This window comes from Streptomyces sp. NBC_01268 (assembly GCF_036240795.1).
GTDB lineage: Bacteria > Actinomycetota > Actinomycetes > Streptomycetales > Streptomycetaceae > Streptomyces.
Genome location: NZ_CP108454.1, coordinates 3,755,348 through 3,777,418, shown reverse-complemented (window position 1 = coordinate 3,777,418; position 22,071 = coordinate 3,755,348). Strand labels below are relative to the sequence as shown.

16 protein-coding genes, 1 tRNA gene and 1 pseudogene are annotated in these 22,071 nt (G+C 71.9%); 13 read left to right on the top strand and 5 right to left on the bottom strand.

Annotated features, from left to right (window positions below; translation table 11 throughout):
* Positions 1–93 precede the first annotated feature (93 nt).
* Positions 94–167: transfer RNA gene (locus OG309_RS16675), tRNA-Thr, on the top strand.
* A gap of 46 nt (positions 168–213) precedes the next feature.
* Here OG309_RS16675 and OG309_RS16670 read toward each other — a convergent pair.
* Positions 214–504 (bottom strand): annotated as a pseudogene (locus tag OG309_RS16670) (tyrosine-type recombinase/integrase); the annotation flags it as partial.
* 198 nt (positions 505–702) lie between these two features.
* Between OG309_RS16670 and OG309_RS16665 the strand changes: the two are divergent.
* Complete coding sequence (locus OG309_RS16665; RefSeq protein ID WP_329421710.1) at positions 703–1,713, top strand: quinone oxidoreductase family protein; 1,011 nt, start codon at positions 703–705, stop codon at positions 1,711–1,713.
* Between the two features lie 251 nt (positions 1,714–1,964).
* Here the strand turns inward: OG309_RS16665 and OG309_RS16660 are convergent, their stop codons facing one another.
* From OG309_RS16660 to OG309_RS16645, 4 genes are read right to left on the bottom strand one after another with little or no spacing between them, the layout of a single operon-like run.
* Positions 1,965–2,378: a DUF7144 family membrane protein gene (locus OG309_RS16660; protein ID WP_329421709.1), complete on the bottom strand. Its 414-nt coding sequence runs from the start codon at positions 2,376–2,378 to the stop codon at positions 1,965–1,967.
* A gap of 29 nt (positions 2,379–2,407) precedes the next feature.
* Complete coding sequence (locus OG309_RS16655) at positions 2,408–2,695, bottom strand: SHOCT domain-containing protein (protein ID WP_329421707.1); 288 nt, start codon at positions 2,693–2,695, stop codon at positions 2,408–2,410.
* Between the two features lie 19 nt (positions 2,696–2,714).
* A complete protein-coding gene (locus tag OG309_RS16650) occupies positions 2,715–3,134 on the bottom strand; it encodes a DUF6325 family protein (RefSeq protein ID WP_329421706.1) in 420 nt (139 codons plus the stop codon).
* 19 nt (positions 3,135–3,153) lie between these two features.
* Positions 3,154–3,558, bottom strand: coding sequence for an SHOCT domain-containing protein (locus OG309_RS16645; RefSeq protein WP_329421704.1), 405 nt, complete (start codon positions 3,556–3,558; stop codon positions 3,154–3,156).
* A 180-nt stretch (positions 3,559–3,738) separates the two neighbouring features.
* Between OG309_RS16645 and OG309_RS16640 the strand changes: the two genes are divergently transcribed.
* The 11 genes from OG309_RS16640 to OG309_RS16590 all read left to right on the top strand — a co-directional run bounded on the left by OG309_RS16640 (position 3,739) and on the right by OG309_RS16590 (position 22,071).
* Positions 3,739–4,377, top strand: coding sequence for a pyridoxamine 5'-phosphate oxidase family protein (locus OG309_RS16640; RefSeq protein ID WP_329428370.1), 639 nt, complete (start codon positions 3,739–3,741; stop codon positions 4,375–4,377).
* A 334-nt stretch (positions 4,378–4,711) separates the two neighbouring features.
* Complete coding sequence (locus OG309_RS16635; protein WP_329421702.1) at positions 4,712–5,767, top strand: helix-turn-helix transcriptional regulator; 1,056 nt, start codon at positions 4,712–4,714, stop codon at positions 5,765–5,767.
* A 143-nt stretch (positions 5,768–5,910) separates the two neighbouring features.
* Complete coding sequence (locus OG309_RS16630; protein WP_329421700.1) at positions 5,911–6,225, top strand: hypothetical protein; 315 nt, start codon at positions 5,911–5,913, stop codon at positions 6,223–6,225.
* Between the two features lie 212 nt (positions 6,226–6,437).
* Entirely contained in the window at positions 6,438–8,252 is a 1,815-nt protein-coding gene (locus OG309_RS16625) for an amino acid adenylation domain-containing protein (protein WP_329421699.1), read from the top strand.
* A gap of 11 nt (positions 8,253–8,263) precedes the next feature.
* Positions 8,264–9,196, top strand: a complete 933-nt coding sequence (locus OG309_RS16620) for a chlorinating enzyme (RefSeq protein WP_329421698.1) — start codon at positions 8,264–8,266, stop codon at positions 9,194–9,196.
* Between the two features lies 1 nt (position 9,197).
* On the top strand, positions 9,198–10,376 hold the full coding sequence (locus tag OG309_RS16615) for an alpha/beta fold hydrolase (protein WP_329421697.1): 1,179 nt from the start codon (positions 9,198–9,200) through the stop codon (positions 10,374–10,376).
* The gene (locus OG309_RS16610) at positions 10,373–11,155 is read left to right on the top strand and encodes an SDR family oxidoreductase (protein ID WP_329421696.1); all 783 of its coding nucleotides are present in this window, start codon (positions 10,373–10,375) and stop codon (positions 11,153–11,155) included. The genes OG309_RS16615 and OG309_RS16610 overlap by 4 nt, the downstream gene beginning before the upstream one ends.
* Positions 11,156–11,235: 80 nt before the next feature.
* Positions 11,236–12,321: a thioesterase domain-containing protein gene (locus OG309_RS16605; protein WP_329421694.1), complete on the top strand. Its 1,086-nt coding sequence runs from the start codon at positions 11,236–11,238 to the stop codon at positions 12,319–12,321.
* A gap of 5 nt (positions 12,322–12,326) precedes the next feature.
* Positions 12,327–12,566 (top strand): MbtH family protein, encoded by a 240-nt coding sequence (locus OG309_RS16600; protein WP_329421693.1) that lies wholly within the window; start codon positions 12,327–12,329, stop codon positions 12,564–12,566.
* The gene (locus OG309_RS16595; protein WP_329421692.1) at positions 12,563–20,818 is read left to right on the top strand and encodes a non-ribosomal peptide synthetase; all 8,256 of its coding nucleotides are present in this window, start codon (positions 12,563–12,565) and stop codon (positions 20,816–20,818) included. The genes OG309_RS16600 and OG309_RS16595 overlap by 4 nt, the downstream gene beginning before the upstream one ends.
* Positions 20,815–22,071 carry an MFS transporter gene (locus tag OG309_RS16590; RefSeq protein ID WP_329421691.1) on the top strand — a complete coding sequence of 419 codons (1,257 nt, stop codon included), beginning with the start codon at positions 20,815–20,817 and terminating at the stop codon, positions 22,069–22,071. The genes OG309_RS16595 and OG309_RS16590 overlap by 4 nt, the downstream gene beginning before the upstream one ends.

Sequence of the window (22,071 nt, the reverse complement as noted above, 5' to 3'; positions counted from 1 at the left end):
CCTCACGCCCTCGCTCCGCCCCTGGTCGGAGCACCCCTGGAAACTGTGTAGACTTGGCGACGCTGCTGCACCCACCATGGGACCGCACAGCTTGCCGCCTTAGCTCAGTTGGCCAGAGCAACGCACTCGTAATGCGTAGGTCTCGGGTTCGAATCCCGAAGGCGGCTCAGCGAAACCCCAGGACTCACTCGCCGTGACCTGGGGTTTTGTGTTTCAGCGGACGTGACGACGGAGCTTGGAGCGGGCGGCCCGGGTGTCCGTGGTCTCCGTTGGGGTCTCAGTTCGGCCCGGAGGGGCCTCCAGTGCGTCCGGCCGGATCTGCGGCATGAACGCGTCTCCCCTCCGCCTCATGGCGTCGCGGGACTGCTCGGACCGGCCCTTCACGTGCCGGCGGGTCCGGGTCACCTGGGTGTGCCGCAGGATCTCCATGATCGTCACTGCGGTCGTCCAGCCGCTTCCGAGGTCCACCCCGAGTTCGTTCGGGATCGTGCCGGCGGTGGGGCGGCGGCACGCGAGTCGGGGCGACGTGTGGCTGTCGTCAGCAACAACTCCGCCGAGTCTGGGGCCGGTAGGGCCGGGTTCGTTCGCGGGTGATCCCGGCCGCCGCCACGCTGTCGCGCCAGTCGCGTGAGCCGTAGCAGGAGCCGGGAATCGGATCGCCATCAACGGGGTTGGTCGGGGACGAACCGTTATTGGAGGGTCATGCGAGCGATTCAGGTGTACGAAGTGGGCGGTCCCGAGGTGCTGCAGGAGGCCGAGGTGGACCTGCCGCGGCCGGGCCCGGGCGAGGCGGTCGTGGAGGTCGCCGCATCCGGGGTCAACTTCCTCGACGTCTACCACCGCGAAGGCCGGTACAGCCTCCCGCTGCCCTTCACCCCGGGTGCTGAGGGCGCCGGCACGGTCGTCGAAGTCGGACCCGGCGTCGCGGACGTCGCGGTCGGGGACCGGGTCGGTTGGGTGGAGATTCCCGGCACGTATGCCGAGCGGGCCGTCGTGGACTCCTCCCGGCTGGTGCCGCTGCCCGACGACATCGGCTTCGAGACAGCCGCCGCCGTGCTCCTCCAAGGCATGACCGCGCACTATCTCGTCAAGGACGCCTACCCGGTTCAGGGGGGCGACACGGTGCTCGTGCATGCGGCTGCCGGCGGCATGGGGCTGCTTTTGACCCAGCTCATCACCCATCTCGGCGGCAGGGTGATCGGCACGACGTCGACCACGGCGAAGGCCGAGCTGGCGAAGCGTGCCGGGGCCGCTGAGGTGATCCTTTCCTCCGCAGTCGACGATCTCGCAGCCGAGGTGAGGCGGCTCAACGGCGGTCAGGGACTGCCGGTTGTCTTCGACGGCGTCGGCGCGCACACCTTCGATGCGAGCCTCGCCAGCCTGCGAACCCGCGGCCATCTCGTGCTCTTCGGCGCGGCGAGTGGTGCCGTGCCGCCGTTTGATCCGATCCGGCTCGCCCACGGCGGTTCGCTGACCCTGATCCGGCCCAGCCTCGGGGACTACATCGCCGATCGGTCCGAACTGCTCCGACGGGCCGCCGATGTGTTCGAGTGGGTGCGCTCCAAGGCCCTTGAGGTCACCGTAACGGGCCGCTACGCATTGTCCGAGGCCGCCCAGGCCCACAGCGATCTGGAGGCGCGGCGTACCACCGGCAAGCTGCTCGTCGTACCCGGTGCGGCCGCTATGGGACGCCGCGAGGAGACGCTGAGCTGATCGCGGGTGACGTCCCGGAGCATGCAGCCCTGCTCTGGCGTCCAAGGTGCCGGGGGGCCGAAACAGTACGCTGAGCTCAGCGGGATCGGGCCCGCCCCATGCTGTCCGGGAGGTGCGGGATCTGATCCCCTTCCGATTCCGAGGGGAATTCGGTTGGCTTTCATCGGGCTCCGGGAAGCCGCCCTCCCGGGATGACCGCGGACGCCTCGGCGATGTGTCGCCGAGGCGTCCGTGCCTTTCCCGGGACAGGGTCAGCCGTGTTCGTGTCCCCAGTCCTTGCACAGGGACCAGATGACGAAGATGGAGACGCCGATCAGGATCAGGGCCCACCAGGGGGTGTAGGGGAGCCACATGAAGTTGGTGATGATCGTGAGGGCGGCGATGAAGATGCCGGCGGCGCGGGCCCAGCTCATGCCCCTCAGGAGGCCCAGGCCTACGAGGACGGCGAGGATGCCGAGGATCAGGTGGATCCAGCCCCAGGCGGTGAGGTCGAATTTGAAGACGTAGTCGCCGACGCGGGTGTAGACGTCGTCCTTCGCGATCGCCGCAATTCCCTGGAAGATGTCCAGGACGCCGACGACGCTCAGCACGACACCTCCGAAGAGGGTGCCCCCCGACGCCCATTTCTCGGCGGTCGTCCTCGCCGCCCTCGTTTGCTCGGTCATGGCCTGCTCCTTCTTCGGTGACCGGCGCTTCAGCGCCTGAGAATCCGGTCCTTTCCGAGGGCGAATTCCTCGTCCGACAGCACGCCCTGGGCGTGGAGCTTTCCCAGCCGTTCCAGGCTGCTGATGGCTTCGTCCGTGAGCAGCTCCGGTTCCGGGGCCGGCATCGGCTCCGCCGGCGGGGCGGGTGCCGCTCGTTCGGCCTCGCGGTGGGCCACGCGGTGGGAGACCGCGGTGGCCGTGCCGGCCGCGACGGCCGATCGTGCCGCCACTCCGATCAGTCCGGGGCGTCCCGCGCGCCGGAGACCGCGACCCAGCATGGTCCTCACCCTCTTCTCGTCAGGCGGCGTCTTCGTAGGCGCGCTCCACCGCTTCGGCGGGGATGCGCTCGTGGGCGAGGAGTTCACCGCCCGCCCTGCGGATCGCGCCGGTGATGCCGGCCGCCCAGGTGTCCTCCCACAGCAGGACCGCGGCCGACGAGTCCGGTGCGAGTTCCTCGGCGATCAGGGCCAGGTCCTGATCGCTGAACAGGCCGCCGATCTCGCCGTCGATGTCGTCGAAGACCGACGCCTCCGTCGGGTCCAGCGCGTCGAGTTCGACGTACGAGACCGATCCGTCGGACTCCTTCTTGATGAAGGTCAGGTCGAGGATCCGTACGGTGCCGCTCGCCACGAGGTTCCTCAGCTCCGGGGCGATCTCGCCGCGGAAGCGGTTTCCCGGGAACGCGATGACGACGTATTCGACAGGTCCCACGTCCATGGGCCCCCTCGCCTCCTCCTCAGCCGGACAGGACCTTCTCCTTCGCCCGCGCGTACTCCTCGGGCGTGATGGCGCCGCGGTCCTTCAGCTCGGCCAGCTTCGCCAGCTGGTCGGCGTGGCCGGCGCCGGGCGGTTGTTCGTTCGCGGTGGCGGCGGCGCGGATGTACTCCTGGAACTCCTGCTCGTTGCTGCGGGCGCGCTGCATCTCCCGCATGCCCATGTCCTTGCCACGGGCGATGAGGTAGACGAAGCAGCCCAGGAACGGAAGCAGGACGACCAAGGCGGTCCAGCCCGCCTTGCCCCAGCCGCTCATGCCGTCGTCGCGGAAGATGTCTCCGATGATGCGGAAGAGCAACATGAACCAGAGGACCCAGAGAAAGACCCACATGATCGTCCAGAACATGTTCAGGAGGGGATAGTCCATGGTCGTCCTCCTTGTCGGCGGCAGAGGAGGCCGCCGGGACGTGTGATGTCCGCACTGTTCATTCTCGCCCCGGCGGGGTTTGATCGCACTCGCGGGAAGATCGCGAAGGAGCCGGCCCGACAGGGCGGCGAGGGGGAGGGGAACGGCGTGGAGGCCACCGAACGGACGCGGTTGCGGCGGATGCGGCACAACGGGAGCCATCGGCGGGAGGACCTGGACGCGGTGCTCGCCGCCGGGTTCCTCTGCCACCTGGGGGTGGTCGTGGACGGCGCGCCGATGGTCGTGCCGACCGTGTACGGCGTCGAGGGCGACACGTTCTACGTGCACGGGTCCGTCGCGAGCCGCAGTCTCGTGCAGGCGCCCGACGGGGTCGTCTGCGTCACCGTGACCCATGTGGACGGGCTGGTGCTCGCCCGGTCCGTGTTCGAGCACGGGGTGAACTACCGCTGCGCGATGATCTACGGGGTCCCGCGCGTCGTCACGGACCCCGACGAGAAGCTGAGGGGGCTGCGCGCCCTCACCGAGCAGTCGACGCCGGGGCAGTGGGAGTACGCCCGGCAGCCCAGCCGCAAGGAGCTCGCCGCGACCTCCCTCGTCGCGCTCGACCTCACCGAGGCCTCCGTCAAGGTCGCCGACGGCCCTCCGGACGACGGGGACTCGCCCGACGCCGAGCTGGGGCTGTGGGCGGGCGTCCTGCCGGTCGTCACCCGCTTCGGCGCGCCCGTCCCCGATCCCGTACTGCCCGTCGGGATCGAGCCACCCGCGCACGTCGCCGAGAGGGCGGGGCGCGTCCTGGGGCAGGAGCGGGGGGAGGCGTAGTCCCTTCCCGGCCGCTGTCCGGTTCTTGCCCGGACCGTTGTCAGGTCCTTCCCGGTCCCCGGCCGGGAAGGACCTTGCGTGGCGCCCCGAAACCGTGGGGCGAACCGCGATCACCGTGCCCGCCGTCACCCCGGCTGACGTTCATTTATTTTTCATCATTCGCCGGGCGGTTCCCGAGGTACCGGTTTCTAAACCTCGTTTTGACGCAGTATCCAGTAGTGCCCTCGTCCTGTAATGTCACTCACCCGAAAGGGTGCCCTGAACTTCTCGCCGGAAATGACCACTCCGGGGCCGACTGATTCGGGGCGATCAAATGGTTCGAAAGATCGACCCGATGACTGAAGGTGAGAAAATGGGGGGCTTCGCCGACCCTTGCGGAGGGACGCGCCAAGGTGCCGGGCTCTCGTCGCTGGCGTCGCTGATCGGGCAGGACGAGACCTGTGTCGACGTCTACCGGCTCGTGATCACCCAACCGCGGTGGGGGATCGCCGAGATCGCCGCGGAGCTGGGGGCGGCCGAATCGACCGTCCGCGGCTGTCTGGACAAACTCGCGGAACTGTCCATGCTCTACCCCGCCAAGGACGCCACGGACGTCGCTCCGATAAGTCCGGAGGTGGGCCTCGCCGCCTACATTCACCGGCGGGAAACCGAAATCCATTCACAGCAGCTGGAGTTGGCCGCCGTACGGGCCGCCACCGCCGAACTCACCGCGATCTACGCCTCGCAGCGCGCCCGGCACGGCAATGCCGGTCTGGAGCAGCTGGAGGGCGTCAACGAGGTGCGCGCCCGGCTGTCCGAACTCGCCCGGCACGCCGACTCCGAGATCCTGGCCTTCATGCCCGGCGGCGCCCAGAGCCCCGAGGCGCTGGAGGCCAGCCGTCCGCTCGACGAGCAGACCCTGGCCGCCGGCGTGAAACTGCGCACCATCTACCTCGACAGCGTCCGCAACGACCGGGCCACCACCGAGTACGCCCGCTGGCTCTCCGAACTGGGCGGCGAGATCAGGACCACGCCCTCGCTGCCGCTGCGCATGCTGATCGCCGACCGGTCCGTGGCGCTCCTCCCGGTCAGCCCCGAGGACACCCGGGCCGGAGCGGTCATCCTCCGCGCCCCCGGGGTCGTCACCGCCCTCCTCGCCCTCTTCGAGATGGTCTGGGAGAGCGCCGCCCCGCTGCACGGCAAGCAGCAGCCCGCCGCCGACGAGCCCACCCAGCAGGAGATCGAGCTGCTCCGGCTGCTGCAGAAGGGGCACACCGACGAGGTCGCCGCCCGCAAGCTGGGGCTCTCGCTCCGCACCACCCGCCGCATGATGTCCACCATCTCCCAACGCCTCGGCGCCCGCAGCCGGTTCGAGACCGGTGTGCTGGCCGAACGGGCCGGCTGGCTCTGACCCTCTCGCCGTATACGTCCGTCGTATACGGTCCGGACATTACAAAGGGCTCACCGGATATCGGTGGGCCCTTTGCTGCCATGGCATCAAGCTGCCCCGGAGAACGTGCCGAAGTCCGGTATGCGGCTGGGATTCTCTCTGCCATGTACGCCATCCATCTCGACCTCCCGCCCGGTGAATTCGGGCAGGCGCGGATCGATCTCGACGATCTTGCCCGGGTGGTCCCCCAGGTCTCCAGATGCCACGTGGAGCACGTCTACCGGACGGTCTTCTACGTCTCCGCCGGCTCCGCCCCCGAGGCCGGCACCGGGGTCCTCGCCGCCGTGCAGCACCTGCTCCTGCGGCCGCCACCCGGCGGCCGGGTCCGGGTCGAGCTGCGGGTTCCCCGGGAGGGCCGGGACATCGGGCTCTGTCATGGCGTCGTCTCCGTCGTCGAGGACGCCGGGCTCCCGCTCTGAGCCCGCGGCGCCCGCCGGCGCCCCCTGGCCACTTGCAGCCACTGCACCTTGGTGCCACCGCGCATCCCTTGTAGGGCCCTCCGGGGCCTGACACATTCGAGAAGGCCAGCGAGTCCCGCCGAATTCCACCCGCGCATTCACCCGCGCACTCCACCTGCGTATTCCGCTGTCCTCCCTGCCCTCGTTCATTTCTGGGAAAGGTATTCCGTCCAATGAAACCCGGTGTCACCCTCCACGAGAACTTCGAGCGGACCGCCTCCCGTTTCCCGGAATCCGTCGCCGTCACCGACGGCCGTACCCAGCTCACCTACCGCGAGCTGGACGAGCGGGCCGAGCGGCTCGCCGGGGCGCTGCGGGCCGCGGGCGCGGGGCGGGACCAGCGGGTCGGGCTCTGCGTCGAGCGGGGTGCCGAGCTCGTCGTCGGTCTGCTCGGCATCCTGAAGGCCGGGGCCGGTTACGTGCCGGTCGACCCCGCCTACCCGGCCGAGCGGCGCGAGTTCGTGCTCGGCCACTGCGACTCCGGTCTGGTCGTCGCCCACGCCGCGACCGCCTCCCTCGTCGAGGACCGTCGGGTCGTCCGGGTGGACGCGCTGCCCGAGGCCGTCGCCGAGGCGCCGGCCGGGCACCAGGGTGCGGACGCCGAGAGCCTCGCGTACGTCATCTTCACCTCCGGCTCGACGGGCGAGCCCAAGGGCGTCGAGATCGAACACCGCAACGCGGTCCGGCTGTTCACCGCCACCGCGCCGGTCTTCGCGTTCGACGAGACCGACGTGTGGACCAACTTCCACTCCACCGCCTTCGACTTCTCCGTGTGGGAGATCTGGGGCGCGCTGTTCTTCGGCGGCCGCCTGGTGATCGTCGACCGCGACACCGCCCGCGACCCGCAGGCCTTCCTCACGCTGCTGCGCCGCGAGCGCGTCACGGTGCTCAACCAGACGCCTTCGGCCTTCCGCAACCTGATCGGCGTCGACGAGGGCCGGCCGCTGGACCTGCGGTACGTGATCTTCGGCGGCGAGAAGCTGGACTACCGCTCGCTCAAGCCGTGGGTGGAGCGCCACGGCATCGAGACGCCGGCGCTCGTCAACATGTACGGCATCACCGAGACCACGGTGCACGTCACCTGGAAGGTCATCTCCGAGGCCGACCTGGCCGGCGAGGGCGACAGCCTCATCGGCCGCCCCATCGCCGACCTGCGGCTCGCCGTCCTCGACGAGTCGGGCGCGGAGCTGCCGATCGGTGCCGAGGGCGGGCTGCACGTGGCCGGCGCCGGTGTCGCCCGCGGCTACCTGGGCCACCCGGAGCTGACGGCCGAGCGCTTCGTCGAGCGGACCCTGGCCGACGGCTCCACCGAGCGCTGGTACGACTCCGGCGACCGCGGCGTGCAGACCGCCCCGGGCCAGTTCGCCTACGCGGGCCGCGCCGACCGCCAGGTCAAGATCCGCGGCTACCGCGTGGAGCCGGGCGAGATCGAGACCGTCCTGGAGCAGCACCCCGCCGTCCGCGACGCGGTCGTCCTCGTCGCCGACTTCGGCTCCGGCGACCCGCGTCTGGTGGCCTACCCGGTCGTCGAGGCCGGCACGGACGCCGAGGCCCTCGCCGCGGAGCTGAAGGAGGCCGTCGCCGCCGCGCTGCCCGCGTACATGGCGCCCTCCACGTACCTCGCCCTCGACGAACTCCCGGTCACCGTCAACGGCAAGCTGGACGAGAGCGTCCTGCGCAAGCGCCTGGAGCTCCGGCTCGCCGAGGCCGCCGACAGCGCCCGCGAGCAGAGCGCGGCCGGCGGTTCCGTGGAGGACGCCCTGCGCGGCATCTGGGCCGAGGTCCTCGGCACCGGTGACGCGGCCGCGATCGCCGACGGCGACGAGTTCTTCGACCTCGGCGGCACCTCGTTCTCCCTGATCCACATGCTCAGCGTCGTCAACGACCGCTACCGGCTGAGCCTCAACGTCGGAACGCTCGCCGAGGGCGCGAACATCGCCGCCCTCGCCGCCGCCGTCAAGAACCAGCTCGCCCTCACCTCCCGCTAGGAGACCTGGACATGACCACCGAAGCCAAGAAGACGTTCGCCCTCTCCGAGGAGGAGCTCGCGCAGTTCCACCGGCAGGGCTTCATCGGCCCGTTCACGCTCTACACGCCGGAGGAGATGAAGGCGCAGTGGCGCAAGACCCGGCTCCAGCTGCTGGACCGCAGCGACGCCGTGTACCCGGACGACGCGCTGGCCGGCGCCACCAACATCTCCAACTACGACCGTCACCTCGACAACGACTTCCTCGCCTCCCACATCGGGCGGGCCGAGATCGTCGACCGGGTGAACTCCATCCTGGGCCCGGACGTCATCTGCTGGCGCACCGAGTTCTTCCCGAAGCACCCGGGTGACGAGGGCACCGACTGGCACCAGGCGGACACCTTCGCCAACGCCTCGGGCACCCCGCAGATCCTGTGGCCGGACAACTCCGACTTCGGCGGCACCATCACCGTCTGGTCGGCGTTCACCGAGGCCGCCGTCGAGAACGGCTGCCTGCAGTTCATCCCCGGCACGCACGAGTCGATGAACTACGACGAGACCAAGCGGATGCACTACGACCCGAACTCGATCAACTCGGTCGACAAGGACGGCGTCCGCCGCGGCTTCTTCGGCTACGACTACCGCCAGCTCCAGAAGGACCCGAACTGGACGCCGGACGAGGACCAGGCCGTCTCGCAGGTCATGCGGCCGGGCCAGTTCATCATCTTCTGGTCGACGCTGATGCACGCCTCGCACCCGCACGAGGGCAAGACCAACGAGATGCGGATGGGCTTCGCCTCCCGCTACGTGCCGTCCACGGTCACGGTCTACCCGGACAGCGAGCACATCGAGGAGTACGGCGGCCGGATCAGCCTGGAGCGCTACGGCTCCGTCCTGGTCAGCGGAGAGAACAACAACGCCGACAACCGCATGGTCACGGAGACCACCCGGGGGAAGAAGTTCTGACATGACCACCAAGACCCTGAGCGTGGTCGAGGTCCTCGAACTGTGCCAGCCGCTGCTCGCCGCGTCGTCGAAGACCCTGCGGGTCTTCCCGGCCGGCGAGCGGGCCACGGAGGAGTACTCCGCGGCCGAGGCGGCCCGGTGCAACGAGGTCCTGGCCGCCGTCGGCGACGCGTACGGCCTGGTCGTCCCGTGGTTCGAGGCCACCGCACCCCAGCAGCCGTCCGCCCTGGAGGTCGCCCTCAGCACCTATGTCGACCTGGAGCTGGGCAGCTGGCGTCCCGTCGCCGAGAGCTCGGGGCAACCGGAGGACCTCGCGGCGGGCCCGTCCGGACTCGCCGCCCTCCCGGGCCGGCGCCGGATCGAGGCCGCGGGCGTACCCGCCTTCGAGGCCTTCTCCGCGGGACCGGCCGGCGAGGAGGCGATCGTCCTGATCCTGCCCTCCGGCGTGCCGGCCACGCTGTTCCGGCCCTGGCTGGAGGAGCTGTCCTCGGGACCCGACGGCCGGCTCGTCGTCACCTACGAGAACCCGTACCTGTTCGGCGACTGGCGCGGCCTCGACACCCCGGCGGGCGACTTCGACGAGGAGACCGCCCTGATGGGCGCGCTGCTCACGGAGTACGGGATCACCCGGGCCCACCTGGTCGGGATCTGCGGCGGGGCGCCGGTCGGCGTCGCCGCGGCCGCCGCGTTCGGCGACCGGGTGGAGACCCTCACGGTGCTCCACCCCGACCTGAACTTCGGCGCGGGCGTCATGCGCACCCCGTTCCAGAAGCAGTTCCAGAGCGTGCTCGCCACCGCCGCGGCCGGCGTCGAGCGGGCCCGGAGCACGCTGAGCCTCTTCCTCGACCCCAACATGCTGTTCGGCGTGGAGCCGCGGCTGGCGCCGTTCATCCTCTACCCGTACGGGGACGTGGAGCTGTTCCACCGGTACGCGAAGCAGAACTACGCGCTCATGGCGTACGACGCGAACGAGGCGGCCCGGGCGATCACCCAGCGGGTGCTCATCGCCACGAGCAGCACGGACCGGATGACCCACCCCGACACGGCCCGCCACTTCGGCGACCTGGTGCGGGGCGAGGCCCGGGTCGAGGAGCGGGAGTCGGGGACCCACCACGACATCCTGATCCCGGACCCCGAGGTCTACACGATGCTGCGGGAGTTCATCGGCGGTGGCGCGTGAGCGCGGACACCCCTTCCGCCGCCGGTCCCCCCGGCTCCCGCACGGCCGCCCCGGCGGAGCGCGTCGCCCTGGTCACGCAGGCGACGCGCTACGCCGGGCCCGGCGCGGTCGAGGCGCTGCGCAAGGCCGGGTACACGGTGTTCTGCCAGGACGACGACTTCCTCGACGAGGCCGCCAGGGCCGCCTTCGAGGACACCCGGGACGGCGCCGTCGCGAGTGACGCCAAGACCCCGGCCGGGGCGGTCGGGCAGGCGGTGAAGCGGTACGGCCGGCTCGACGTGCTGGTCAGCAACGACGTCTACCCGGCCCGCTTCCAGCCCGTCGACCAGCCCGACGCGGCCGAGCTGCGGCGGGCCGCCGAAGCCCTGCTCGTCACCCCGGCGGCCGTCCTCGGCAAGGCCGCCGCGCACATGAAGCGGCGGGGGAGCGGCCACATCGTGGTGCTGACCTCGGCCGCCCCGCAGCGGCCCGAGCACGGCTTCTCGGTCTACAGCTCGCTGCGTGCCGCGGCCTCCGTGTACGCGCAGGCCGCGGCCCGCGAACTCGCCCCGCACGGGGTCGTCGTGCACGCGGTCGCCCCCAACTTCCTTGAGTCCGAGACCTATTACCCGCCGGAGGCGTGGGCGACGGACGAGGGCCGGGAGAAGCTCCGCGGCCTGCTGCCGGCCGGCCGCCTCGGCACCGCCCGCGAGATCGGCGACCTGGTGGTCTTCCTGACCAGCGGCTCCGCCGACTTCCTCACCGGCGACGTCATCCCCTTCACGGGCGGGTGGGCGTAGCCCGCCCCCCAGCGGGCCCACCGGCCCCGCCCGCCCCGCCCCCCATAGCTGTCCTTAGCGACGAAAGTGAGAGTTCCGCTGTGAGTGCTCGGCAGACAACCATCGAGGAGTCCGAGGTCACGCCGGGCCAGAGCCTGGTGGAGCAGACCCTCGTCGAGATCTGGAAGACCACGCTGGACCGGGAGGACGTCGGGCTCGACGACGACTTCTTCGCGACCGGGGGCGACTCCCTCCTGGCCCTGGTCACCATCGAGCAGATCAACCAGCGGCTCGGCTGGTCCCTGAACATGGGCGACCTGCTGCGGTACCGCACCCTCAGCAAGCTGTGCGCCAACAAGGCGATCCTGCAGGCCGCGCCCACCGAGCGCTCCATGATCCGCATGAGCAACCAGGGCGCGCACACCCCGCTGGTCTTCATCCACCCGGGCACCGGCCTGGTCGACGGCTACGGGCACCTGGTGCGGCTGCTCGGCGCCGACCGCGCCTGCTACGGGATCCAGTCCCCGCACATCAGCGACGTGTCCGTCCCCGACGACATGCGGGAGCTGGCCCAGCAGTACGCGGACCTGATCGAGGACGAGTTCGGCGAGGACGACTTCCACCTGGTGGGTGCCTGCGCGGGCGGCGTGATCGGCTACGAGATCGCCCGCATCGCGGAGGAGCGCGGCCTGGGCCTGCGGAAGCTGGTGATCGTCGACGGCTACCTGGACGGCTCCCGCACCGGCGCGGAGGAGCCCGGCACCGAGCAGGTCCGGCTGGTCGACTACCGCTACGACATGCTGCGGCTCATCGCCCCGCACACCGAGCACCCGGCGCTCGACCCGGCAGACGCCGAGCACGAGAAGGTGTACGCGGAGGTGGCGGCGGTGCTGTTCGGCGCCGAGGCCGCGGCGCGGGGCGGCGGCGCGACCCGCTTCGCCGAGCGCGTCTACCGGGCCTTCCGCACCACCGCGCGGGCCCTGGAGACCTACCGTCCCGAGCCGCTGGACGTGGACGCGCTGATGCTGCTCGCCAAGGACAACGAGACCTTCGAGCAGTGGCGCGCGGCGATCACCGGGGAGCTGACCGCCGAGGTCATGGACTCCGACTCGTACGGCGTGAAGCTCTGCATGACCGACGCGGTCGAGATCGCCGCGCGCATCGACGACTTCGTGGGCGAGGGCTGAGGACCATGGGCAAGGCACAGCAGACGGACGAGGCGACCAACCCGTTCGAGAACGAGTCGGGCGTCTACCGCGTCCTGACCAACGCCGCCGGCGAGCACTCGCTGTGGCCCGATGTCGCCGAGGTGCCGGCCGGCTGGGAGGCCGCGTTCGGCCCCGGGACGCGCACGGCCTGCCTCGGGTACGTCGAGGAGCACTGGACGGCCCTCGCGCCGGCCGCGACCACCGGACAGGACCTGCACTCATGACCGCACAGCTGGAGCACTCCGCGGGCGCCGCCGCCCCGTGGGCCGACGGCCTCGTCGGCCGCTTCGAGGCGACGGCCGTCCGCGTCCCGGCCGCCGTCGCCGTCACCGACGGCACCACCGAGCTGACGTACGCGCAGCTCGACGCCCGCGCCAACCGGATCGCGCACCGGCTCGGCGGCCTCGGCATCGGCCCCGGCGACACCGTCGCCGTCGCGCTGCCGTCCTCGCCGGAGCTGGTCGCCGCGCTGCTGGGCACCCTCAAGGCAGGCGCGATGTACCTGCCGCTCGACCCGGGCTACCCGAGCGAGCGGCTGGCCTACATGACGGCCGACGCCCGCCCCCGCGCCCTGATCACCACCCCGGCCGTCGAGCCGGGCCTCGGCCCGGTGGCCGAGGGCACCGCCCGGCTGTACCCGGGCGACGAGGCCGGCGAGCCCGGCACCGACCCGACGGGCCGCTCCACCGGGCCCGGCCAGGGCGCGTACACGATCTACACCTCCGGCTCGACCGGCCGCCCCAAGGGCGTCGTCGTCACCCACCGCTCGCTGGCGAACTTCCTCGCCTTCATGTCGGACCGGTACGGGGTGGGCGAGGCCGACACGGTCCTGTCGACGACCCCGATCTCCTTCGACATCGCGGGCCTGGAGCTCTACCTGCCGCTGGTCAACGGGGCCACCCTGCACCTGGTGCCCCGGGAGACCGCCGTGGACGGCGCCGCGCTGCGCCGCCGGCTCGCCGAGGCCGCGCCGACCCTGGTCCAGGGCACCCCGGCGCTGTGGCAGCTGCTGCGCGAGGCGGGCTGGTCGCCGGCCGAACTCCCGGCGGGCATCCGCCTGCTGTGCGGCGGCGAGGCGCTGCCGCAGGACCTCGCCGACTTCCTCGCGGCCGACGGGCACGCCGAGGTGTGGAACCTGTACGGCCCGACCGAGACCACCATCTGGTCGCTGGTCGCGCCGGTCCGCGCGGGCGAGCCCGTCACCATCGGCCACCCCCTGTGGAACACCGGCGTCCACGTCCTCGACGAGCGGCTGCGGCCGGTCGCCGACGGCGAGCCCGGCGAGCTGTACCTGTCCGGCGACGGCCTGGCCCGCGGCTACCACGGGCGTCCCGGCCTGACCGCCGAGCGCTTCGTCGCCTGCCCGTTCGGCGACACCCCCGGCGCCCGCATGTACCGCACCGGCGACGTCGTGCGGCGCCGCCCGGACGGCGCCCTCGACTTCCTCGGCCGCGTCGACGAGCAGGTCAAGATCCGCGGCTACCGCATCGAGCTCGGCGAGATCGAGGAGGCGCTGCGCCGCCTGCCCGAGGTCGCGCAGGCCCGGGTCGTGGTCCGCGAGGACGACGGCCCCGGCGCCACGCACCTGGCCGGCTACGTGGTGCCCGCCGCAGGCCACCGCCCCGAGCCGGGCGCGCTGCGCGCCGCGCTCGCCGCCTGGCTGCCCGAGCACATGGTCCCGGCCGGAGTCGCGGTCCTGGACCGCTTCCCGCTCACCCCGGCCGGCAAGGTCGACCGCAAGGCCCTGCCGCCGCTGGAGTTCGGCACCTCCGCCTCGTACCGCGCGCCCGGCACCGAGGGCGAGCGGGCGCTGGCCGCGCTCTTCGGCGAGGTGCTGCGCGTCGACCGGGTCGGCGCCGACGACGCCTTCTTCGACCTGGGCGGCAACTCGCTGCTCGCCACCCGCCTGGTGGCCCGGGTCCGCGCCGAGCTCGGCGTCGAACTCCCCCTCCGCGCCGTCTTCGAGGAGCGCACCCCGGCCGCCCTCGCGCTCCGCCTCGACGCGGGCGCCCCGGCCCGGCCCGCGCCCGGCGTGCGGGAGCGCGGCGCGCACCTGCCCGTCTCGTACGCGCAGGGGCGGCTGTGGTTCCTGCACCGCCTGGAGGGCCCCAGCACCACCTACAACCTGCCGATCGCGGTCCGCCTCACCGGCGCGCTCGACACGGACGCCCTGCGCAAGGCCGTGGACCACCTGGTCGCCCGGCACGAGAGCCTGCGCACCTACTTCGGCGAGGGCCCCGAGGGCGCCGAGCAGATCGTGGTGCCGGCCGCCGAGGCCCGGGTCGAGATCGCGGTCCACGAGGTCGCCGAGGCGGAGGTGCAGGCCGCCGTCGACAAGGCCGCCGGACACCTCTTCGACCTGTCGGCGGAGATCCCCACCCGCGTCGACCTGTTCCGCACCGGCCCCGACGCGCACGTCCTGCTGCTCTGCATCCACCACATCGCGTCCGACGGCTGGTCGCTCGCCCCGCTGGTCAAGGACCTGTGCGAGGCGTACGAGGCGGCCCTGCGCGGCGCCGGGCCGGACGTGGCGCCGCTGGGCGTCCAGTACGCCGACTACACGCTGTGGCAGCGCGAGCTGCTCGGCTCCACCGACGACCCCGACTCGGCCATGTCCCGGCAGCTCGCCTACTGGCGCGAGCGGCTGGCCGGCGCGCCCGAGCTGCTCGACCTGCCCACCGACCGGCCGCGCCCGGCGCTCGCCACCTTCCGCGGCGACGTCGTGCCCTTCGAGGTCGGCGCGGAGCTGACCGAGCGGCTGCAGGCGCTGGCCCAGCGCGAGCGGGCCAGCCTCTTCATGGTGCTCCAGGCCGCCACCGCGACCATGCTGAGCAAGCTGGGCGCGGGCAGCGACATCCCGCTCGGCTCGCCGCTCGCGGGCCGCGCCGACAGCGCGCTCGACGAGCTCGTCGGCTTCTTCGTCAACACGCTGGTGCTGCGCACCGACACCTCCGGCAACCCGGCCTTCACCGAACTGCTGGCGCGCGTCAACGAGTCGAACCTGGCCGCCTACGACCACCAGGACCTGCCGTTCGAGTACCTGGTGGAGGTCCTCAACCCGGCCCGCACCACCAGCCACCACCCGCTGTTCCAGGTGATGCTGGTGCTCCAGAACAACGTGGAGCCCGACTGGCGGCTGCCCGGGCTCGACGCCGTCCACGAGACGGTGCCGACCCGGACCGCCAAGTTCGACCTGACGGTCGAGCTCACCGAGCGCTTCGACCGGGCGGGCCGCCCGGACGGCCTGCGCGGCGAGATCGAGTACGCCACCGACCTGTTCGACCGGGCCACCGTCGAGCGCTTCTCCCGCTACCTGCTGCGCGTCCTCGACCTGGTCGCCGCCGATCCCGCGCGGCGCCTGGACTCCATCGACCTGCTCGACGTCGAGGAGCGGGACACCGTCCTCGACGGCTGGAACGCGACCGCGCTCGACCTGCCCGACGCCACCTTCCCCACCCTCTTCGAGGCGCAGGTCGCGCGGACCCCCGACGCGCTCGCCCTCGTCCACGAGGACACCGAGCTGAGCTACGCCGAGCTCGACCGGCGCGCCAACCGGGTCGCGCACTGGCTGATCGGGCGGGGCGTCGGCCGGGACGACGTCGTGGGCCTGTCGCTGCGCCGCTCGCCCGACCTGCTGGCGAGCCTGCTCGGCATCCTCAAGGCCGGCGGCGTCTACCTGCCGCTCGACCCCGACTACCCGCCGGAGCGCCTGGCGTTCATGGTCGAGGACACCCGCCCGCGGGTCCTGATCACCACCGGCGACGTCCTCGCCAAGCTGCCCGCCGAGGCCCGGGACGTGGTCCGGCTCGAACTCGACGACCCGTCCGTACGGGCGGAGCTCGACGCGCGCCCGGAGCACGCCCCGACCGACGCCGAGCGGCGCGCGCCGCTGCGCGCCGGTGACCTGGCGTACGTCATCTACACCTCGGGCTCGACGGGCCGCCCCAAGGGCGTGGCCGTCACCCACCGGGGCATCCCCAACCTGGCCCGCAGCTACATCGAGCGGTTCGGCCTGGACGCCGGCTCCCGCTTCCTGCAGTTCTCGTCGATCAACTTCGACCCGACCTTCTGCGAGATGTGCTGCACCCTGCTCTCGGGCGCGGCCGTCATCCTCACCTCGCCGGAGGAGTTGCTGTCGCCGGACCGCCAGCGCGCGCTGACCGCCCGCCACCGGCCGACGCACATCACCTTCTCGCCGACGATCCTGGGCTCGATGGCCCAGGACGCGCTGGCCGCGGTCCCGCACATCATGGTGGCCGGCGAGGCCTGCCCGCCGGGGCTCGCCGCGACCTGGTCGCGCGGCCGGACGATGATCAACGCGTACGGTCCGACCGAGGCGACCGTCGACACGCTGTACTGGCGGGTCGGCGACGCCGGGAGCGCCTTCGAGGCCGACTCGGTGCCGGTCGGCCGTCCGCTGCACAACACCCGCGTGTACGTGCTCGACGCGGCCCTGCGGCCCGTTCCGCCGGGTGTCGTCGGCGAGCTGTACATCGCGGGTCACGGCCTGGCCCGCGGCTACCTCAACCGGCCCGGCCTGACCTCCGAGCGCTTCGTGGCCTGCCCGTACGGGGAGCCCGGCGGCCGGATGTACCGCACCGGCGACCTCGCCAAGTGGCGCACCCTGCCCTCGGGCGAGGGCGTCGTGGACTTCGTCGGCCGCGCGGACGACCAGGTCAAGATCCGGGGCATGCGGATCGAGCTCGGCGAGATCGAGGCCGTCCTCGACACCCACGACGACGTCGCCCAGTCCGTCGTCGTCGTCCGCGAGGACACCCCCGACCACAAGCAGCTCATCGGCTACGTCGTGGCGAGGAGCGGCGAGGAGCGGGCGCACGACCTCGCCGAGGACATCGAGCACGTCGACAAGTGGCAGGAGATCCACGAGCAGGGGTACAGCGAGCAGGAGGACCTGGGCGTCGAGCAGGACTTCACCGGCTGGAACAGCAGCTACGACAACGGGCCGATTCCGCTGGACGAGATGCGCGAGTGGCAGGACGCCACCATCACCCGCATCCTCGACCTGAAGCCGCGCCGCGTCCTGGAGGTCGGCGTCGGCTCCGGTCTCATCCTGTGGAAGGTCGCCCCGCACGTCGACCACTACACCGGCGTCGACTTCTCGCCCTCGCTCATCCAGACCCTGGGCAACCGGGCGGCCGCCTCCGAGGAGCTGCGCGACCGGATCATGCTGCGCAGCCTCGCCGGCCACGAGATCGGCGACCTCGCGGGCCACCGCTACGACACCGTCGTCATCAACTCCGTCGCCCAGTACTTCCCGAGCGTCCCCTACCTGATCGACGTGATCCGGCAGGCCATGGATCTCCTGGAGCCCGGCGGCCGGATCTTCCTCGGCGACATCCGGCACCTCGGACTGCTCCACCCCTTCCTCACCGCGATCGCCCTGCACGGCGGGGCGCACGCGGACGAGCAGGCCGGGGTGGTGCGCGAGCTGGTCGAGCACACCATGGCCCTGGAGAGCGAACTCCTCCTGGACCCGGCCTTCTTCAGCCGGATCGGCGAGGAGGTCCCGGAGGTCGCGGGCGTCGACATCCAGCTCAAGCGCGGTCACCACAGCAACGAGCTGACGGACTTCCGCTACGAGGTCGTGCTGCACAAGCGGGGCGCCGAGCTGGTCTCCGTCGCCGGCGCCGCCGAGCTGGCCTGGGACGGGCCCGAGGCGCTGCGCGCGCACCTGGCGGACGGGCGGCCCGGTCTGCTGCGCGTCACCGGCATCCCCAACCGGCGGGTCGCCGCCGAGGTGCTCACCGCCCGGCGCATCCGCACCGAGAGCACGGCCGCCGTCCGCACCCTGGTCCCCGTGGAGCGGCCCGGCACCGACCCGGAGGCCCTGCACGCGCTGGCCGCCGAGTTCGGCTACGAGGCCCGGCTCACCTGGACCGACGCCGCCGACGGCGACCTGTTCGACGCGGTCCTCATCGGGCCGGAGCGGGCCGGTGCGCCCTGGCTCACCGACGTCTTCCGGCACGCGCCCGCCGAGGGCCGCGGCCTGTACGCGCACGGCAACGACCCGCGCGCCGAGGAGCACACCCGCAAGCTGGCCCTGGAGGTCCGCCGGCACGCGGCCAGGCAGCTGCCCGAGCACATGGTGCCCGCGGCGGTCGTGCTCCTCGACCGGCTGCCGCTCACCCCGAACGGCAAGCTGGACACCCGCAGGCTGCCCGCCCCCGACTTCACCTCGCGGGCCGTCCGGCCGCCGCGCACCGAGCGGGAGATCACCCTCGCCCGGCTGTTCGCGGAGGTCCTGGGCCTGGAGACGGTCGGCGTCGACGACCAGTTCTTCGACCTGGGCGGCGACTCGATCCGCTCCATCCAGCTGGTCAGCAGGGCCCGCGCGGAGGGCTTCGTCATCACCCCGCGCGACGTCTTCCAGCACCAGACCGTGGAGGCGCTGATCGCCCGCGCCGCGCAGGCAGCCGAGGCGGTCGACCCGGCCGCGGTCGCCGCGACCGAGCTGCCGCACTGGCTGAAGACCCTGGAGACCCCCGACCCGTCGTACGGCGAACCGGCCCTGGAACACGCCGCGTTCGACCGGAGCCTCGACGAGGAGGCGGCCGGCGCGCTGCTCGGCGCGCTGCCCGGGATCTTCCACGCCGCGCCCGAGCACATCGCGCTCGCCGCGTTCGCGCCCGCCCTCATCGAGTGGCGTGCCCGGCGGCTGCCGGCCGCCCAGTCAGCGCTCCGCGTCGACCTGGCGACGGACCCGGTCCCGGCCCCGTACCCGGTCAAGCTGACCCCGGGCCTGGCCGGCATCGACCGGGCGCTGACCGACCCGAAGGGCCTCGCCCGCGCCCTCAAGCGCGTCAAGGAGCAGGTCCGCCAGACCCCGTCCGAGGGCCGCAACCACGCGGAACTCGCGGCGACCAACGCGGAGTTCGGCCCGTCCCGGGTCGCCTTCCGGTACGGCTTCGGCGAGCCGGGCGACGCGGCGGCCCGGTACGCGCTGCTCGTGGAGGTGCGGCCCGGCGCCGACGGCGTCTCGGCGGGGGTCCGCTGGAGCTGGGACACGGGTCTGTTCGGCGCGGCGGAGGTCGGCGCCCTCGCCGACCGCTTCGAGCAGCTGCTCGCAGCCCTCGCGGGCCTCACCGCCCACCCCGAGCTCGGCGGGCTCACCCCCTCCGACATCACCCTGCTGCCGCTCAAGCAGTCCGCGCTCACCGAGCTGGAGCGGACCTATCCCGGCCTCGCCGACGTGCTGCCGCTCGCCCCGCTCCAGCAGGGCCTGCTGCTCCACGTCAGCGCCTCCGCCGACCCCGAGCACGACGACGACCCCTACCAGGGGCAGACCGTCTTCGACCTGGAGGGGCCGCTCGACGCCGAGCGGCTGCGCGCCGCCGCCCACGGGCTGCTCATGCGCCACGCCAACCTGCGGGCCTCCTTCGCCGTCCGCGGCCTGGAGAACCCGGTCCAGGTCGTCCGCTCGACCGTCGAGGTGCCGTGGCGGCTGCACGACCTGACCGGACTGCCGCCCGCCGACCAGCAGGTCGAGCGGGACCGGATCGTCGCCGAGGACGCGCGGCTGCGCTTCGACCTGGCGCACGGGCCGATGCTCCGCTTCAGCCTGATCCGCTACGCCGCCACCCGGCACGAACTCCTCGTCGCCGACCACCACATCCTGCTCGACGGCTGGTCCATGCCGGTCGTCTGGCACGACCTGTTCGAGCTGTACGCGGGCCGCGGCGAGGCGCTGCCGCCGGTCACCCCGTACCGCGCCTATCTGGCCTGGCTGGCCGGTCAGGACGCGGCGGAGGCCGTCACGGCCTGGCAGGCCTACCTCGACGGGCTCGCCGGCCCGACCCGTGTCGGCACCCCGGGGCTCGCCTCCCACGTGCTGCCCCGGACGACGAGCGCGGTGCTGCCGGCCGAGCTGACCCGGGACCTGGAGCGGGCCTGCGCCCGCCTCGGGATCACCCTCAACACGGCCGTGCAGACCGCCTGGGGCCTGCTCCTCGGGCGGCTCACCGGGACGGAGGACGTCGTCTTCGGCACCACGGTCTCCGAGCGGCCGGCCGAGATCGACGGCATCGAGTCCGTCGTGGGCCTGCTCATCAACACCGTGCCGCTGCGGGTGCGCGCCGAGGCCGGCGAGCCGCTGCGGACCACCCTGACCCGGGTGCAGTCCGCCCAGCTCGACGTCTTCCCCCACCGCCACCTGGGTCTCACCGAGATCCAGCGCCTGGCCGGTACGGGCGAGCTGTTCGACTCGTACTACGTTTTCCAGAACTACCCCGACCAGGAGGACGACGCCGCCGACCTCGGCGGGCTGCGCGCGAGCGAGCGCACCGACGGCGCCAAGGGCGTCTCGCACTACCCGCTCGGCATCACCGTGATCCCCGGAGAGCGCCTGGAACTGCTCTTCGGCCACCATCCCGATCTCTTCGACGAGAAGAAGATCGAATTCGTCAAGGAAACGCTCATCGAGATCATCGAGACCATCGCGGGGGAGGCTCGGGCATGAAGAACTTCGTCCAGCTGATCCGCGAACTGCCCACCGCCGTACGGATCATGCTGCTCTGCGCGATGGCGCGCGCCATCAGCTTCTTCGGCATCCTCGCCTATCTGCCGATCTACCTGAACGACTCGCTCGGCATGGACGGCGCCACCGTCGGCTACGTCCTCGGTGTCTGCCTGCTGGTCGGCACCATGGTGAGCGTCTACGGCGGCTACCTCGCCGACCGGTTCGTCAAGGTCGACTTCATGATCGTCCTGGACGTGCTGCTCACCGGCCTGTACGGCGTGCTGCCCTTCCTGGACTCCCCGGTCCTGGTCATCGGCCTGCTGCTGGTGGCCAACACGGCCTCCTCCTCGATGAGCGTCGCCGCCAACGCGCTCCTCGCCGACCTGCTGCCCTCGGAGAACCGCGCCAAGGTGTTCTCGCTGCGCTACTCGCTGCAGAACATCGGCGCGGCCGTCGGCCCCTTCCTGGGCGTGTTCACCGTCAAGGCCGGCACCGGAGGCCCGTTCTGGCTCGCGGCCGGCGTCATCTTCGCGGCCCTGCTGCCGCTGGTGATCTTCCGCAGGCTGTTCACGGGAGGCCCGGCCGGGGCGAAGGGCGCCGAGGGCGCCGAGGAGTCCTCCGACTCCGACGAGTCGATGAACTTCCGCGAGGTGCTGCGGGTCATGCGGGCCGACCGCCGGCTCGGCCTGTTCACCCTCGGCGGCATCCTCAGCATCGTGGTCTACGGGCCGCTGCTGACCTACATGTCCCAGTACCTGGTCCTGGTCGAGTCCCGTGACAGCGCCTACCGGCTCGTCGCGTACATCTCGGCCGCCAACGCGATCGTCGTGATCTCCACCCAGTACGTCATCGGCAGCCGGCTCAAGGAGAAGACCCTGCTGCGCTGGCTCACGTGGGGCACCGGGGCCTTCGTCCTCGGCCTGGTCGGCATGGCGCTCTCCACCGAGGTGTGGATCATCGTCGCGGCGATCGTGGTCTTCACGATCGGCGAGGTCATCGTGGTCCCCGCCGAGTACATGTTCATCGACAACATCGCTCCCGCGAACCTCCGCGGCAGCTACTTCGGTGCGCAGAACCTCGTCCACATCGGGGTCGCGATCGGTCCGATCATCTGTGGCTTCCTCCTCGTGCACGCCTCCCCGGCCGCGATGTTCGCCGCGCTGATCGCCCTGGTCGTCCTCGGCTGGTGGTTCTACGTGCTCGGCTGCCGCGCCTCCGCACCCGTCACCGAACCGCAGAAAGTGAAGCTGTGA

What these genes read in the sequence shown, in the direction of transcription:
- OG309_RS16665 (WP_329421710.1), top strand. Translation starts at nt 703, where the DNA reads ATGCGAGCGATTCAGGTGTACGAAGTGGGCGGTCCCGAGGTGCTGCAG.
- OG309_RS16660 (WP_329421709.1), bottom strand. Translation starts at nt 2,378, where the DNA reads ATGACCGAGCAAACGAGGGCGGCGAGGACGACCGCCGAGAAATGGGCG.
- OG309_RS16655 (WP_329421707.1), bottom strand. Translation starts at nt 2,695, where the DNA reads ATGCTGGGTCGCGGTCTCCGGCGCGCGGGACGCCCCGGACTGATCGGA.
- OG309_RS16650 (WP_329421706.1), bottom strand. Translation starts at nt 3,134, where the DNA reads ATGGACGTGGGACCTGTCGAATACGTCGTCATCGCGTTCCCGGGAAAC.
- OG309_RS16645 (WP_329421704.1), bottom strand. Translation starts at nt 3,558, where the DNA reads ATGGACTATCCCCTCCTGAACATGTTCTGGACGATCATGTGGGTCTTT.
- OG309_RS16640 (WP_329428370.1), top strand. Translation starts at nt 3,739, where the DNA reads ATGCGGCACAACGGGAGCCATCGGCGGGAGGACCTGGACGCGGTGCTC.
- OG309_RS16635 (WP_329421702.1), top strand. Translation starts at nt 4,712, where the DNA reads ATGACTGAAGGTGAGAAAATGGGGGGCTTCGCCGACCCTTGCGGAGGG.
- OG309_RS16630 (WP_329421700.1), top strand. Translation starts at nt 5,911, where the DNA reads ATGTACGCCATCCATCTCGACCTCCCGCCCGGTGAATTCGGGCAGGCG.
- OG309_RS16625 (WP_329421699.1), top strand. Translation starts at nt 6,438, where the DNA reads ATGAAACCCGGTGTCACCCTCCACGAGAACTTCGAGCGGACCGCCTCC.
- OG309_RS16620 (WP_329421698.1), top strand. Translation starts at nt 8,264, where the DNA reads ATGACCACCGAAGCCAAGAAGACGTTCGCCCTCTCCGAGGAGGAGCTC.
- OG309_RS16615 (WP_329421697.1), top strand. Translation starts at nt 9,198, where the DNA reads ATGACCACCAAGACCCTGAGCGTGGTCGAGGTCCTCGAACTGTGCCAG.
- OG309_RS16600 (WP_329421693.1), top strand. Translation starts at nt 12,327, where the DNA reads ATGGGCAAGGCACAGCAGACGGACGAGGCGACCAACCCGTTCGAGAAC.
- OG309_RS16595 (WP_329421692.1), top strand. Translation starts at nt 12,563, where the DNA reads ATGACCGCACAGCTGGAGCACTCCGCGGGCGCCGCCGCCCCGTGGGCC.
- OG309_RS16590 (WP_329421691.1), top strand. Translation starts at nt 20,815, where the DNA reads ATGAAGAACTTCGTCCAGCTGATCCGCGAACTGCCCACCGCCGTACGG.